Genomic DNA, 15,032 nt, shown 5'->3' with positions numbered 1-15,032 from the left:
CAAAGGGGATTTATCAAGTAACGGGTTATTGACACAAAGGCCGAGGGAATTCCTGCAAATTCGCGAGACGTAAACCGCAGTGCACGGCGAAAAAATTCAGGCCGTGAACAGGACCCTGAGTGCGGCATAGCGCCAGAGGTGCCTACCCGTAAAAATTCCTTGCTTTGCGGACTTAAGCACATTATTATATGATAATAATAAGGAGAGGCAGAGGTATGGCCAGGGACGATATGAAGGAGTTGCTCAAGACCGCTTCGAAGGATAAGTGGCGCAGGATAGGCCTGAAGAAGCGCTCGGGCGTGCTCGTGCCGCTATTCTCCGTATATTCGAAGGATAGCGTCGGGATAGGCGACCTGGGCGACATCAAACTTCTCGTCGACTGGTGCGCCGGGACGGGGAACTCCATACTTCAACTCCTCCCCATGAACGAGACCGGCCCCACATCCTGTCCATATGACGCCCTGAGCTCTTTCGCCCTTGAACCCGCGTACATTTCGCTCAAAAAAGTTCCTGCCTCCGGAGAAAAATCGGTAAAGGCCTCCGTGGCCGGCCTCAAAAAGAGATTTCCTCTCGCAAGCGGCCGCGTTGATTACAGTATAAAGTCCGAAAAACTTAAAGTGTTGAAGGAGATATACCGCCTTGAGGGCGATCCCGGTTCGAAAGAGTTCGCGGATTTTAAGAGAGAGAACGCGTACTGGCTGGAGGACTTCTGCCTCTTCAGAGTCCTTAAGGACCTTCACGGCGGTAAGCCGTGGTACGAATGGGACGGGAAGTATAAGGACCGCTCCCGGGAAGCGCTCGATATTTTCAGGGCAGAGCGGGAAGAGGATGTGGCATTTCTTGCATGGGTGCAGTGGAAACTGTGGTCGCAATTCAGGGACGCCAAAAGATATGCCGCAGATAAAGGCATTCTGATAAAAGGGGACCTCCCTATCCTCATATCGCGTGACTCGGCGGATGTATGGTCCCGCAGGGAGTTCTTCAGATTGGAATACGCGGCCGGCGCCCCTCCGGATGTATATTGCGCGAAGGGGCAGAGGTGGGGGGTGCCCACCTATAACTGGGAGAGGATAGCAGCCGACGGATACAGGTATATCAAAGAGAAGCTCCGCTATGCCGAAAATTTCTACGATATTCTAAGGATAGACCACGTGGTGGGGCTCTTCAGGATATGGAGCATACCGTATGACGAGCCGGCGGAGAGCGAGGGGTTGAAAGGTTTCTTCGACCCCGGGGACGAAAGGGTATGGGAGGAGCACGGAAGGAATATCCTCTCCGTTATGGACGGGAGCACAAGCGTGCTTTTGTGCGCCGAGGATCTCGGCGTCATACCGAAGGCCTGCCCGGAGGTGCTGAAGAAGATGGGCATGCCGGGCAACGAGGTCCAGAGGTGGGTCAAGGACTGGAAGACGAAGCACGATTTTCTGAAGCCCTCTGAATACCGGTTCCTTTCGGTCGCGATGCTCTCCACCCATGACACCACGAACTGGGCCGCATGGTGGGAGAACGAGGCGGGCACGATAGACGAGATGCTATTTATGAGGAAGTGCGCCGACCGCGGCATAGACGGCAATTCCGCCAAGGAGAAGCTCTTCCTGGCCTGCTCTTCCGGGCACGGCCGGCTCAGATGGCGGGATGAAGTGGATTCAACCGAATATCTGGTCAACGTCCTGGGGAAGAAGAAGGAAGAGCTGGCCGATTTTATCGACCTGTACGAGAACAGCTACGGGGAAAAGAAGAAGCTTTGGAAGCACCTTAAATTGAAGGGTGCCATGCGGGAAAGACCGGACCGGGAGATAGTAAAAGCCGCGCTCGGTATAACCGGGAGATCCCGCTCCATATTCAGGATAGAGCTCATAACGGACCTCCTTTATGCGGGAGGCATATTGGAGGGTGACCCGTATCAGTACCGCATAAACACGCCCGGCACCGTAAGCGCCAATAACTGGTCGCTTATCATGCCTGTATCACTTGAAAGGCTCCTGGAAAAGGTCAAAAAAACTGGCTTTTAGAAGATAAAAAAGCTAGTTTTCCTACCTTGCTTTTTCTATATCATAGTGTATCTTTAAAAGGAATAGGTAAAAAGTCCGCCAGCTGTTGTCGGCAGTAATTTTTTTTACGTGATAATTAAAGGGTTTGTTAAAGTGTTTATGAAATATCACAGGAGGTGCGAGATGAATGCTAAAGCCATAAGACAGATGATGTGGATCGCTCTGGTCGCGGCATCTTATATGTTTCAGGTAGTTGTGATCAGCGAGGCTATGGTGCAGGATAAGGTCGGCGCTCAAACTGATTTGAGTATTCCTGGACCGTCAGGTTTGATTTCGAACGACGGGTCCCGGTATGTGCCGGATCAGCTTATAGTCAAGTTCAGGTCGGGATCGGCCCCCGCAAAGAATATGTTGCTTAATGACCAATCGGCTCCCGGTGATGCCGGTTTGAATCTACTGGTGACCAAGTATAAGGTGCAAAAGATCGAGCCGCTTTTCAAGAAATCGGCTGCTCCACGATTGACTGCGGACGGTCAGGCAAAGCTTAATGCTTTCAAATACCCGGAGAGACAGAATAGGGTGCCCCCGGGGACCCATATCCCCGACCTTGAAAATATCTATATATTGAAAGCCGAATCCGGAATCGACATCTTAAAAGCCCGTGAAGAGTTCAAGAAGGATCCTAATGTCGAATATGCGGAATTGAATTACCGTTATAACTTCCTTTATACCCCTGACGACACTTATTTCTCGTCCTCCGGAAGTTGGGGGCAGGACTACAGGGACATGTGGGGCCTGGAGATGATAGACGCCGAACGCGGCTGGGATATAGCTACGGGTCGGGGTGTGGTCGTTGCGGTGAATGATTCAGGCGTCGATTATAACCATGAAGATCTTATCGGGAATCTCTGGGGGAATGAAGATGAGATACCGGGTAATGCCATAGACGATGATGGTAACGGTTATATTGATGACGTTATGGGATGGGACTTCGCCTCCCAGACCAACGATCCTATGGATACCAACGGGCACGGTACCCACGTCGCCGGGACGATAGCGGCCATCGGAAATAACGCGAAGGGCATAGTAGGTGTTGCCTTCGGAAGCAGGATAATGGCATTAAAGACCGATTTGTCCACAGATCAGCTTGTCCAGGCGATCGCATATGCCGCCGATAACGGAGCCGATGTCATGAATAACAGCTGGGGCGGACCGCGTTTGAGCAGGTCGATACTTGAGGCGATGGAGTATGCCTATGCGAATGGCTGTGTCATAGTGGCCGCGGCAGGGAACAGCGATCTGGAGGACGGCATCTACCCGGCCAACTATCCTCAACTCATCTCTGTAGCCGCATTGGATCATTACGGAGAGAAAGCGAAGTTTTCGAGCTGGGGGCCGGCACTGGATGTCGCCGCGCCGGGAGGCGACAGCACGCCTCTCGCCACAGGCATCCCTTACCCTTACGCCAATATCCTCTCTTTAAGAGCGAATGGGACAGACGGATACGGGGACGGGGGGACCATATTGGACGAATATTATATAAGATACAGGGGGACTTCAATGGCCACGCCTCATGTCGTCGGTCTGGCCGCTTTGATCCTGTCACAGCATCCTGAATATACAAATGAGCAGGTGCGGCAGGTGATCAGGAGATCAGCCGACCGTAAAGACGGGCCGGAGTGGGATCCTTATGTAGGATACGGGAGGATCGATGTATATGAAGCGCTTTTGGCAGACCCTCCTTGTGCGGCAAAGATCATCTACCCGCCCCCTTATGCCGACCTCAACGGGATCGATACGGTAGATATCAAAGGGATAGCCGCAGGTCCGGGGTTCGGAAGCTATAAGATAGAATTAGGAGAAGGCGCGCTGCCGGATCAGTGGGTAGAGGTAACGCGCTCATACGTTCCTGTCGAGGACGGCGTGCTTCTATCGTCATGGGATGTTTCCGGTTTAGAGACCGGAGATTACACTCTGAAGCTTACCGTGGCAGGAGATGGCGGACGGGAATTTTGCGACAGGGTGTTCTTTAAGATTTGCCCCGATATTCATGAGGGAGGGTGGCCGGTGGAGGTGGGATATCCGAGCGCCTATCCTGTCATTGCCGATATCAACGAAGATGGGATGAACGATCTCATACAACTATCCACAGACGGAGTGTATGTATTCGACGGATCTGGTGATATCCTTCCGGGATGGCCCGTATCAAAGCCCTACGGAGTCAATAACGTCGCGGTGGGGGATGTTGACCCATCTTATGAGGGAAAGGAGATAGTCGTCGTTTATGGCGAGACATCGACTCCCTATTACCATCACGTCGCGGTATATCATGCCGACGGGACCGAAGTGACCACGGGCGGATGGCCGAAGACCCTGTCCGGACGGATGGGCTATGATCAGGCTCCGGTGATCGCAGACCTTAATAATGACGTCTATCCGGAGATAATACTATGTTCAACATACAAAAATCTGGCCACATATATACAGATATTTAACTTTAACGGTGACGTACTGACCGGGGCGCCAGCTATCCGGGGGATCTCTAATGTGACGCCGGCCGTAGGGAACATCGATCTTAGTCCAAACCTGGAGATCGTCGTATCATCCAGGACCTACCTTTCAGTTTATAATCTTTACGGTGACCGGCTGTACTATAGAGGGCACCGCCCGGGCACTTATGATCATGCCGATCCCATAATTGCCGACCTGGATGGTGACCTTAAAGGCGAGATCATAGTATCGGAGAGGCCGGCTTCTATAGTAGCGTTGAATGAAGATATGACCTGCGTAAGCGGATGGCCGGTTGACCTGAGTAAATTGGAAGCCGGTGTGCTGGCGTTCTATAACGCTCCTTCCGTGGGTGACCTTGACGGAGACGGCTATCTGGAGGTGGTGGTGCCGTATGGCATGGTACAGGGGGGAGTGGGCGTATACGGGCAACGCCTGGTAGTGGTAAATCATGACGGGACGATCGTGCCCGGCTGGCCGGTAGCGGTGAATTTTCTGCTCCTTGAAGTATTGATAGCGGACATAGACGGGGATGCCGACTTGGAGCTCATCGCCCCGTCTTTTATAAATGCCTGGTACGCATGGCACCATGACGGAAAGCGTGTAGAGGGTTGGCCCATATCCCTTACGGACGATTTCGTCTTCTCTTTCGGGGGCCTTGCGTTGGGAGATATGGACGGGGACGGAGATACCGAGGTAGCCGGGACGACGTTTTTTGACAGTAAACTGTGCGTGTACACTACGCCCGGTCTTAGTGACAAAATGACCTGGCCCATGCTAAAAGGCAACCCCGCACACACCGGATGTTTCACCTATGAACATGACGGTGACGTGAATGATGACGGCCAGGTCACGCCGGGCGACGCGTTACTGGTCTATAAATATTGGTACGGACAGATCACGCTCACTCCGAAGCAGCTTGCTCGTGCCGATGTCAACCGGGATCTCTATGTGACATTTGTTGACGCGAACGAGATATACAACCATTATATGGGCCGCCCTTCATGCTTTTAGGCGGAAAAAATCATTGGAAAATAAAGGTCCTCTAGCTTATAATGATTCAAAACGAGGGCCTCTATATTTATGGCTAAGAAACGGCAGGCGTGGGGCACGCGGCTCGGTATAATAATGGCCGTTGCCGGGAGCGCGGTCGGTTTAGGGAACTTCCTGAGATTTCCGGTGCAGGCCGCCTCGAACGGAGGCGGCGCTTTCATGATACCGTATTTCATATCCCTCTTCCTGCTTGGGATCCCGCTCATGTGGATAGAGTGGACGCTCGGCCGGTACGGCGGCGGTTTCGAGCACGGCACGGCCCCCGGCATATTCCATACGATGTGGGAGAAGAACCGTTTCATAAAGTACTTCGGTGTCATAGGGATCTTCGGGCCGCTCGTCATATTCATATATTACACATATATAGAATCGTGGACGCTCGCCTACAGCTTTTACAGCCTCACCGGAAAGTACGCCGGCGCGGCTGCGCAGGGCGACATGCAGGCCTTTCTGAGGGGCTTCCAGGGACTGGAGAATAACGGATACTTCTCCGGGCTACTGAGCGCCTACACCTTCTTCATCATAACCTTCCTGGCGAATATAACCGTCATATATTACGGCATAAAAGGCGGGATAGAAAGGCTTTGTAAGATAGCCATGCCTTTACTCTTCATCTTCGGCATCATACTTATGGTGAGGGTGCTTACCATAGGCACACCCGACCCGGCGAAACCCGCCTGGAATATCATCAACGGCCTCGGTTTTTTATGGAACCCGGACTTCAGCGCATTAAAAAGCGCCAGGGTGTGGCTTGCCGCCGCGGGGCAGATATTCTTCACCCTGAGCGTAGGGATAGGGGTGATATTGACGTACGCCAGCTACCTTTCCAAAGGGGATGACGTCGTGCTTTCGGGCCTTTCCGCTGTGAGCACCAACGAGGTCGCGGAGGTGATAATAGGCGGAAGCATCATCATCCCGGCGGCATTCGTCTTCTTCGGACCGCTCGATATCGGCCCGATAGCCAAAAGCGGCGCGTTCAATCTCGGGTTCGTGACGATGCCTCTGATATTTCAAAGACTTTTGGGCGGCGCCCTCTTCGGATGTTTCTGGTTCCTCCTCCTCTTCCTCTCCGGCATAACTTCGTCCATATCCCTTGCCCAGCCGGCCGTCGCATTCCTGGAGGACGAATTTAACATCTCCAGGGCGAGGGCGGTGAAGATCTTCGGTATCGCCACCTTCATCCTCTGCCAGCCGGCGATATTCTTCCTGGGCAGGGGAGTGGTCAATGAGCTCGATTTCTGGGGCGGCACCTTCTGCCTGGTGCTCTTCGCGACCGTAGAGACGGTCCTCTTTGCGTGGGTTTTCGGCATGGAGAAGGCATGGCAGGAGATACACCACGGCGCCGACATGGTGATACCCGGGATATACAGATTCATAATAAAATATATAACGCCCCTCTTCTTATTACTTATACTGGGATCCTGGATATTCCAGGAAGGCATCCCAACGGTCCTTATGAAGAACGTTGCGCCGGCGGACAGGCCGTTCATAATCGCGACTAGGTGGTTCCTCATATTCATATTCGTCACGTTATCGGTGATGGTCAGGATCGCCTGGCGGAAGAAGGGGAGGGCGAGGTCATGAAGATCTCCGGCTGGATATTTTTTGCAGCATCATGGATCTTCATACTCGCCCTGACCGCGTTCTGCTTTTACAAGGTCTTCACGAAGAAGAAGATCGATTGATAGCTTTCAGCTTTTAAGTTTTTGCTGATAGCTGATAGCTGATAGCTGATGATGAAAAAGATCGATATAAAAGACCTCTCGAAGAAAGAGCTTGAGGATGCCCTCGAGAAGCTCGGCGCCCGGCGGTACAGGGCCGCGCAGGTATGGAGCTGGCTCTATAAGCGCGGCGCGGGCTCGTTCGACAAGATGAGCGACCTGCCCGAGGACCTGCGCCGGAAGCTGAAAGAGGCATTCCATATAACACGGCTCGTCCTGCTCGATTCCAGGCGTTCTTCCGCGGACGGCACCGTCAAATATCTCTTCAAACTGGAAGACGGGAATACCATAGAGACGGTCTTCATACCCGAAGGCCGCCGGGGGACGATATGCCTCTCGTCCCAGGTCGGCTGCAAATTCCGATGCAGTTTCTGTGCCAGCGCGCCGTTCGGGTTCGTCAGGAACCTGCGCGCCTCGGAGATCATCGACGAAGTCCTGTCCGTAAAAGAGAAGAACCCGCTCCCTGGGCTTACCAACCTTGTCTTCATGGGGATCGGAGAGCCGCTCGACAATTACGCCAACCTGATGAAAGCGGTTAGGGTCCTTAATGACAAAGACGCGTTCGGCATAGGGGCCAGGAAGATCACCATATCGACATGCGGTATGATCCCAAAGATAAAGAAATTGGAGGAAGAGGGTATCCAGGTAGAACTCTCGGTCTCCCTCCATTCGGCGGATGACCGTGTGAGGTCCGGGCTGGTGCCTATAAATACTAAGTACCCGTTGGCGGAACTGATAGATACCTGCAGGGAATATACCGCCGTCACGGGCCGTATCGTGACCTTCGAATATGTACTGCTGAAAGGTATAAACTCCTCCGAAGACGATGCCCTGAAGCTCGTCTCTCTGCTCAAAGGGCTCAATTGCAAGGTAAATACCATAGCCTATAACCAGATAAAGGCGAAGGGGTTCGAGCCGCCCTCCGCGCGCGAGATAAAGCTCTTCATCGAAACCCTGAAGGCGGGATCCGTGCAAGTAACGCATCGTAAGTCCAAGGGTGAGGATATCGATGCGGGATGTGGGCAGCTCAGGATAGCGAGGATGTAGTGGCGGGGTATAGGGAAGAGATAGACTGTCAGGGTATAGGGTATAGGGTATGGAGCAGAAGATAAAGAAGAGTTTAAACTATTCGCTGAAAGACGGGATATTCGCAAGCGTCAACCAGGGCATCGGCGACTATTTTATAACGCCTTACGCCATAGCCATGGGCTCGAGCGTAGGCCTTATAGGTATACTCGCTTCCATACCCGGCCTGGTCGGTTCCCTCCTCCAAAGCTATTCTCCGCATCTTTCCGAAAGGTTCGGTTCGCGGAAGGCCGTCATGACAACGGCGGTGCTCGTTCATGCGCTCATGTGGCTTCCCATCATCGCCATACCGTACGTGTTCCAGCTGCACCGCGTCCCGTATCTTGTTCTATTTTATACGGCCCTCGTTTCGATAGGGGCCGTCTCGTTCCCGCCGTGGTCGAGCATCATGGCGGACCACGTGCCGGCCGAAGAGCGCGGCAAGGTCTTCGGCTGGCGTAACCGCCTCTTCGGTATCATAAACGTATCCAGCATATTCGGGGCAGGGTTCGTGCTGTATCTGTTTAAGGGGTCCGGTTATGCGGGGTTCACCATCATATTCGCCGTCGCCTTTCTCTCGAGGATCTGCTCGTGGTATTTTCTTACGAGGATGTACGAGCCGCCCCTCATAATAAAAGATGAACACCGTTTCACGCTGATAGATTTTTTGAAACGCATACCAAAGGCGAACTTCGGGCGGTTCGTCGTCTTCGCGGCCGCTACAAATTTTGCGGTATTCCTGGCATCTCCTTTCTTCGCCGTCTATATGCTGCGTGACCTCGGGTTCAATTATTTAAAGTACGCGATCGTCAGCATGGCGTCGACGCTGACCATAATCTCCCTGATGAACGCGTGGGGCCGGCATGCCGACCATGTCGGGAACAGAAGGGTGCTGAGGGTCACATCCATCTTCTTCCCGGTGATACCGGTGCTCTGGCTCTTCTCCAGCAACATAGTCTATCTCATACTCATCCAGATATTTTCCGGGTTCTTCTGGTCCGGTTTCAACCTCAGCGTGTCGAACTTCATATATGACGCCGTGACGCCTGAAAAGCGCACCCGCTGCATAGCTTATTTCAGCGTCGTGAACGGCATAGCTATCTTTTTCGGCGCCGCCATCGGCGGATATCTCGCGAATACGTTGCCGCCTCTATTCGGATATAAGCTCTTGACCCTTTTCCTCATATCGGGTATCCTGAGATTGGCCGGCACTGCGCTATGCTCATTCGTGAAGGAGGTGCGCCACGTGAAGGATGTGTCGAACCTTAAGCTCATCTACAGCGTCACCGGCCTTAGGCCGATCATGGGCGGAGAGTGATATGCACATAAGCGACAGGATAAAGAGGGCCGTGGCCTTCTATTTTTCCGTATCGTTATTTTTCGCGCTCGCCCCTATCGTCCTGTCGTATTCCCTCGGGTATTCCATAGATTTCCACGCCTTTAAGATATATAAGACGGGCATCATCTACATAAAGAGCCAGCCTTCGGGGGCGGCGATATATCTCAACGGGGAGGAGATCCGGGACGTCACTCCGGCAAGGATAGAGAAGTTGAAGCCCGGGACTTACCGTATAGAGGTCCGTAGGGACGGTTTCTATCCGTGGCAGAAGGATGTGACCGTCAGCCCCAATATGGTCACCAAGGCCGATGACATAGTCCTGTTCCCGCTCAAACAGGATATGAAGAAGATAGGAGGGCACGGGGTCAGGGACTTCATAATATCGGACAATAAGAGCGCGATATATTATATGACCGATGCCGGCCTGGTGAAGGCAAATATAGACGGCTCAGGCGATAAAAAAATTTCGCTCTATACGGAATGGCCTTCCCGGATACGGGGGAAGAGGTTCTCCCCGGACGGACAAAAATTCTTTTATTTTACCGATCATGTCATATGGATCGTGCGCCTTGGATATAAAGACGGCGTATCGACCGGCGAGGAATCGGCCACCGTAGAGAAGCTCGTAGAGACGTCTTCTTCCATAATAAGCGTATTCTGGTATTCGGAGTCGAACCACGTCGTCTTCGTTACCGAGAAGGACATCAACGTGGTCGAACTGAGCGGGAACGAGGCGGAGAACGCGGTGATGCTGTACAAATTTTATAAATCACCCCGCGGCCTTTTTTATGATGATAATAACGACTCTCTCTACTTTACGGACAGCGAAGATGCATGGGGGAAACCTTTTCTCCACCGGCTGGATCTCAGGCAAAAATTCTTCAGCCAGCTTATGCAGAGGTTCAAAAAAGAGTTCGATGAGCCCGATGAAAAGAGATAGATCTTACAGACGCCTTTTCGAGATAATACCAGGCCTTATGACATGGACGACGCTCATCTCGCTCTTCGTCCTGGCCATCATAAGGCCGGTCTGGGTCGCCATCTTCATAATAATATTCGACCTGTACTGGGCCATAAGGGTGGGGTACCTTACCACGCTTCTCCTCTTCGCTTACAGGCGGCTGGGTAAAGAGAAGAAGATCGACTGGATCGAACGGTGCGCTTCCCTGGGCACGGTCAACGGCATGAGATATGAGGATATATATCAGGCCATCCTGTTCCCTATATATAAGGAAGGGCCGGAGATATTGACGCCTTCGGTCCGTTCCCTCATAGAGGCCAATTATCCAAAGAAGAAGATGATCGTCATCTTCAGCGTGGAGGAGAGGGCCGGCGAGACCGTATGGAAAGACGCGCAGGCGCTCAAGGCGAAGTTCGAAAAAGAGTTCTTCGCGTTCCTCCTTGTGAGGCACCCCGACAATCTGGCAGGCGAGGTCAAGGCGAAGGGCGCCAATGCGTCATGGGGGGCGCGGGCGCTTAAAGAGTTCCTCGATCCCCGGAAGGTGGATTACGAAAGCGTCATCATGTCCTGCTTCGACGCGGACACGTGCGCCGAACGCGAGTACTTCGGCTGTCTCGCTTATCACTATCTCACGAATCCGAAACGCACCCACGCCAGCTACCAGCCGATACCCGTCTACAATAATAACATCTGGCACGCCCGTTCGATAGCGCGTCTTTTAGAGCTCGGTTCGAGCTTCATGCAGATGATCGAGACGATGCGGCTGGAGAAGTTCGTCACCTTCTCCAGCCACAGTATGAGCTTCAAGACGCTCGTCAAGGTCGGTTACTGGCCCGTAGATATGATATCCGACGATTCCGCCATATACTGGAAGTGTTTCCTCCATTTCGACGGGGACTATTCCGTCATACCCATGTACGTGACCGTCTCTCTCGACGTCGCCACCGCAAAGGGCATCATACCGACCATAATAAAGCAGTATAAACAGAAGAGGCGGTGGGCATGGGGCGTCGAGAATTTCCCTTACGTGATGACGGCCTTCATGAAGCCGAACAGGATACCTCTCCGGAGGAAGATCAGGCGGGCATTCCACCTCCTGGAGAGCCACTACACCTGGGCGGTGTGGGCCGTCATAATAACTTTCATAACGCCTCTGCCGCTCCTGCTCGGCGGTGTGCTCTTCAGGCAGACGGCCATCGGATACAACCTCCCGAGCGTAACGGCGGCGCTCTTCAGGGTCACCGCGGTCACGCTTTTTATATGTATGGTCCTCAGCATACGTCTCCTGCCTCCGCGGCCCAAGGGTGTGAGGCGCGCCACGTACCTCATCATGGTCGCGCAATGGCTCCTGGCGCCGCTTATCGCGGCGACGATCGGTTCCATACCCGCGATAGACGCACAGACGCGCCTCATGCTCGGACGGTATATCCACTTTCAGGTGACCGAAAAATTCAGGAAACGCAGGACCGGCGCCGCCGGAAGCGCAGATCAATGATTTTTTACTTGCTTAGGAAATCCGTTTGTGTTATTATCCTTTTTGCTTAAGGATGGGAGGTGAGATGATGGGAAAATATCTGAGCGTTATCATAGGTGCCATCGTTGCGCTTCTTGGATTTGCCGGACTTATCGGATGGTGGAGCGATTTTCTCCTTGTCTTGAAAGGTTCCATACCGGCCATGCTGATATTCGGCGGCATAATAGCGGTTATCGCAGGTATCAGTGAGATAAGGGACGAGGCCGCTTCCAAAAAAGAAGAGAAGAAGTAAGAAGGCAACTCTTTTTATATAGACGATGAATAAAAACCCCCTGGTGTCCGAGAAAGCATATGCGCCGGGGGTTTTTTGTCGATACTGAACGGTCCGGATTCATAGATAATACGCCATAAGGTTCTCTCTAAGTGCCCTCGAATACCACTACTAATTGTATAGTCAGCACCACATACCCACAATATATGGTATTTGTCCTTGACTTTTTGTCCGGATGTGATATAATCTTTTACGTCGAAAAATACCGGGAGGAGTGATATGGGAAAACCGATAGATGTGAACTCCGCGCTTTCCGAAAACGCGAAGAAGGTGCTGGAGAAACGCTACCTGAAACGGGACGATTCGGGTAAACCGCTCGAAACGCCTGAAGACATGTTCCGTCGCGTAGCAAAGAACATAGCGACGGCGGACTTATACTACTGTAATGATAAGGAGACGGCGGCAAAGAGCGAAGAAGAGTTTTTCGAGATGATGACGAAGCTGGAGTTCCTGCCGAACTCGCCCACATTGATGAATGCCGGCAGGGACCTGCAGCAGCTGTCGGCCTGTTTCGTGCTATCGATAGAAGATTCGATGGAGTCCATATTCGGGGCCATCAAAGATACCGCGATGATACATAAATCCGGCGGAGGTACCGGTTTCAGCTTCTCGCGTCTGCGCGCAAAAAATTCTCCGGTCCGTTCCACGGGCGGCGTATCGAGCGGCCCGGTCTCTTTTATGAAGGTCTTCAACGCGGCCACACAGGCGGTGAAGCAGGGAGGGACGCGCCGCGGCGCGAATATGGGGATACTCCGGGTCGACCATCCGGATATCCTCGAATTCATATCCTGCAAAGAGAACGACAAAGAGATCACCAACTTCAATATATCGATAGCCGTCACGGAAGATTTTATAAAGAAGGCGATACGCGGCGAGGAGTACGACCTTATCGACCCGCATACGAAAAAACCGATCTCTAAACTGAACGCCAGGGATGTATTCAGCCTGATGGTAAAGATGGCGTGGAAGAACGGAGAACCGGGCATCATATTTTTGGACAGGATAAACAGATACAACCCCACACCGAAGGCCGGAGAGATCGAATCGACGAATCCGTGCGGCGAACAGCCGCTCCTGCCGTACGAGAGCTGTAACCTCGGTTCGATAAACTTATCCAGGATGGTATGCGACGGCGAGGTAAGCTGGAACCTGCTCGGCGAGACGGCGAGAAAGGCCGTGCACTTCCTTGACAACGTCATAGATATGAACGCCTATCCGCTCAAGAGGATAGAGGATACTACCAAATCGAACCGTAAGATAGGGCTCGGCGTCATGGGTTTTGCCGACATGCTGCTGATGCTCGGCATGCGGTACGATTCCGAAGAGGCCATACATCTTGCCGAGAAGGTGATGAAGTTCATCCTCGATGAAGCGACACGCGCGTCGGAGGACCTTGCGGCGGAGCGGGGCGCATTCCCCAATTTTAAAGGCAGTGTATACGACCTCCCGGGTGCGCGTCCGCTCAGGAACGCGACGCTTACCACCATAGCGCCTGCAGGCACGTTATCCATAATATCCAATTCGTCAAGCGGCATAGAACCCGTATTTGCCATATCGTATATCAGGAACATCATGGACAACGTGAAGCTTGTGGAGGTCCACCCTTATTTCAGGGAGGTCGCCGAAAAGCGGGGCTTCTACTCTCCGGAATTGATGCAGCTGATAGCGCAGAAAGGGAGCATCAGGGAATTCGATGAGATACCCCAGGATGTGAAGGATGTATTCGTCACGGCACATGACATAACGCCCGTATGGCATATCCGCATGCAGGCCGCATTCCAGAAATACACCAACAACGCCGTTTCGAAGACGGTCAATTTTCCCCATGATGCATCGATCGAGGATGTGAAGGAAGTCTATATGCTCGCTTACGAGACCGGCTGTAAGGGTGTGACCATCTACCGTGACAGGTCAAGGGACGAGCAGGTTCTGAGCAAGCCCTCGGCCCCGCACGGGACAGATAAGAAGGCCGCCCCCGCGAAGATAATACCCAGGCCGAGGCCTCCCGTGACCACGGGAACGACCTCAAAGATCGCGACCGGGTGCGGTAACCTGTACATTACCATAAACGAAGATGAGCAGCGGCTTCCGTTTGAAGTATTCATGTCTATGGGTAAGGCGGGCGGCTGCGCCATGAGCCAGCTTGAGGCTATAGGGCGCCTCGTTTCGCTGGCCCTCAGGAGCGGAATAGAGATAAATTCCATAATAGAGCAGCTCAGGGGCATCCGGTGCCCGTCCCCCAGCTGGGAGAAGGGCGGAAGGATCTTTTCCTGCAGCGATGCAATAGCGCGCGCTGTGGAGCGGAGGATCCAGGGTATAAAGGCGGGCCCTGTCCAGGAGACCAAGGCCTTCTCTTATGAGCAGTCAGGCGGTCCCGCGGCCCCCTCTGCGGCCATAGAGCAGGGTGAAACGCGCGCGGCAGGCGCCAAAGATACCGCTTTAAAGACAGGTAATATAGTAGGCGTATGTCCGGATTGCGGCAGCGCCTTATGGCATATTGAAGGGTGTATGGTCTGCAAGTCCTGCGGCTATTCCAAGTGCGGGTAAGGTGCGGATAATATAAATTTTAGCGCAAGACCTTGTCAAAAC

The 15,032-nt window shown here is 53.0% G+C and carries 9 protein-coding genes; all 9 read left to right on the top strand.

From position 1 onward, the window contains the following. The first annotated feature begins 215 nt into the window (after positions 1 to 215). The 9 genes from malQ to WC515_02525 all read left to right on the top strand — a co-directional run bounded on the left by malQ (position 216) and on the right by WC515_02525 (position 14,990). Complete coding sequence (malQ, locus tag WC515_02565) at positions 216 to 2,012, top strand: 4-alpha-glucanotransferase (protein MFA5146249.1); 1,797 nt, start codon at positions 216 to 218, stop codon at positions 2,010 to 2,012. Between the two features lie 162 nt (positions 2,013 to 2,174). After that, a complete protein-coding gene (locus WC515_02560) occupies positions 2,175 to 5,513 on the top strand; it encodes a S8 family serine peptidase (GenBank protein MFA5146248.1) in 3,339 nt (1,112 codons plus the stop codon). A gap of 69 nt (positions 5,514 to 5,582) precedes the next feature. Beyond that, on the top strand, positions 5,583 to 7,136 hold the full coding sequence (locus WC515_02555) for a sodium-dependent transporter (protein MFA5146247.1): 1,554 nt from the start codon (positions 5,583 to 5,585) through the stop codon (positions 7,134 to 7,136). A 149-nt stretch (positions 7,137 to 7,285) separates the two neighbouring features. Next, positions 7,286 to 8,320 carry a 23S rRNA (adenine(2503)-C(2))-methyltransferase RlmN gene (rlmN, locus tag WC515_02550; GenBank protein MFA5146246.1) on the top strand — a complete coding sequence of 345 codons (1,035 nt, stop codon included), beginning with the start codon at positions 7,286 to 7,288 and terminating at the stop codon, positions 8,318 to 8,320. Positions 8,321 to 8,369: 49 nt separating this feature from the next. Next, positions 8,370 to 9,656, top strand: coding sequence for an MFS transporter (locus tag WC515_02545; protein MFA5146245.1), 1,287 nt, complete (start codon positions 8,370 to 8,372; stop codon positions 9,654 to 9,656). A 1-nt stretch (position 9,657) separates the two neighbouring features. Further along, positions 9,658 to 10,617 carry a PEGA domain-containing protein gene (locus tag WC515_02540; protein MFA5146244.1) on the top strand — a complete coding sequence of 320 codons (960 nt, stop codon included), beginning with the start codon at positions 9,658 to 9,660 and terminating at the stop codon, positions 10,615 to 10,617. Continuing rightward, positions 10,604 to 12,133 carry a glycosyltransferase family 2 protein gene (locus WC515_02535; protein MFA5146243.1) on the top strand — a complete coding sequence of 510 codons (1,530 nt, stop codon included), beginning with the start codon at positions 10,604 to 10,606 and terminating at the stop codon, positions 12,131 to 12,133. Before WC515_02540 ends, WC515_02535 begins: the two co-directional genes overlap by 14 nt. Positions 12,134 to 12,197: 64 nt before the next feature. Further along, positions 12,198 to 12,404, top strand: a complete 207-nt coding sequence (locus WC515_02530) for a hypothetical protein (GenBank protein MFA5146242.1) — start codon at positions 12,198 to 12,200, stop codon at positions 12,402 to 12,404. A gap of 258 nt (positions 12,405 to 12,662) precedes the next feature. Continuing rightward, entirely contained in the window at positions 12,663 to 14,990 is a 2,328-nt protein-coding gene (locus WC515_02525) for a vitamin B12-dependent ribonucleotide reductase (GenBank protein ID MFA5146241.1), read from the top strand. Positions 14,991 to 15,032 lie beyond the last annotated feature (42 nt).

This window comes from Candidatus Omnitrophota bacterium, assembly GCA_041650805.1.
In the GTDB taxonomy this organism is placed as follows: domain Bacteria; phylum Omnitrophota; class Gorgyraeia; order 2-01-FULL-45-10; family 2-01-FULL-45-10; genus JBAZKM01.
The sequence above is the reverse complement of the archived record's forward strand: the minus strand, read 5'-3'. Positions and strand labels throughout refer to the sequence as shown.

Coding starts and splice junctions, on each gene's coding strand:
- WC515_02525 (MFA5146241.1), top strand. CDS start 12,663: ATGGGAAAACCGATAGATGTGAACTCCGCGCTTTCCGAAAACGCGAAG.
- WC515_02545 (MFA5146245.1), top strand. CDS start 8,370: ATGGAGCAGAAGATAAAGAAGAGTTTAAACTATTCGCTGAAAGACGGG.
- WC515_02535 (MFA5146243.1), top strand. CDS start 10,604: ATGAAAAGAGATAGATCTTACAGACGCCTTTTCGAGATAATACCAGGC.
- WC515_02530 (MFA5146242.1), top strand. CDS start 12,198: ATGATGGGAAAATATCTGAGCGTTATCATAGGTGCCATCGTTGCGCTT.
- rlmN (MFA5146246.1), top strand. CDS start 7,286: ATGATGAAAAAGATCGATATAAAAGACCTCTCGAAGAAAGAGCTTGAG.
- WC515_02555 (MFA5146247.1), top strand. CDS start 5,583: ATGGCTAAGAAACGGCAGGCGTGGGGCACGCGGCTCGGTATAATAATG.
- WC515_02560 (MFA5146248.1), top strand. CDS start 2,175: ATGAATGCTAAAGCCATAAGACAGATGATGTGGATCGCTCTGGTCGCG.
- WC515_02540 (MFA5146244.1), top strand. CDS start 9,658: ATGCACATAAGCGACAGGATAAAGAGGGCCGTGGCCTTCTATTTTTCC.
- malQ (MFA5146249.1), top strand. CDS start 216: ATGGCCAGGGACGATATGAAGGAGTTGCTCAAGACCGCTTCGAAGGAT.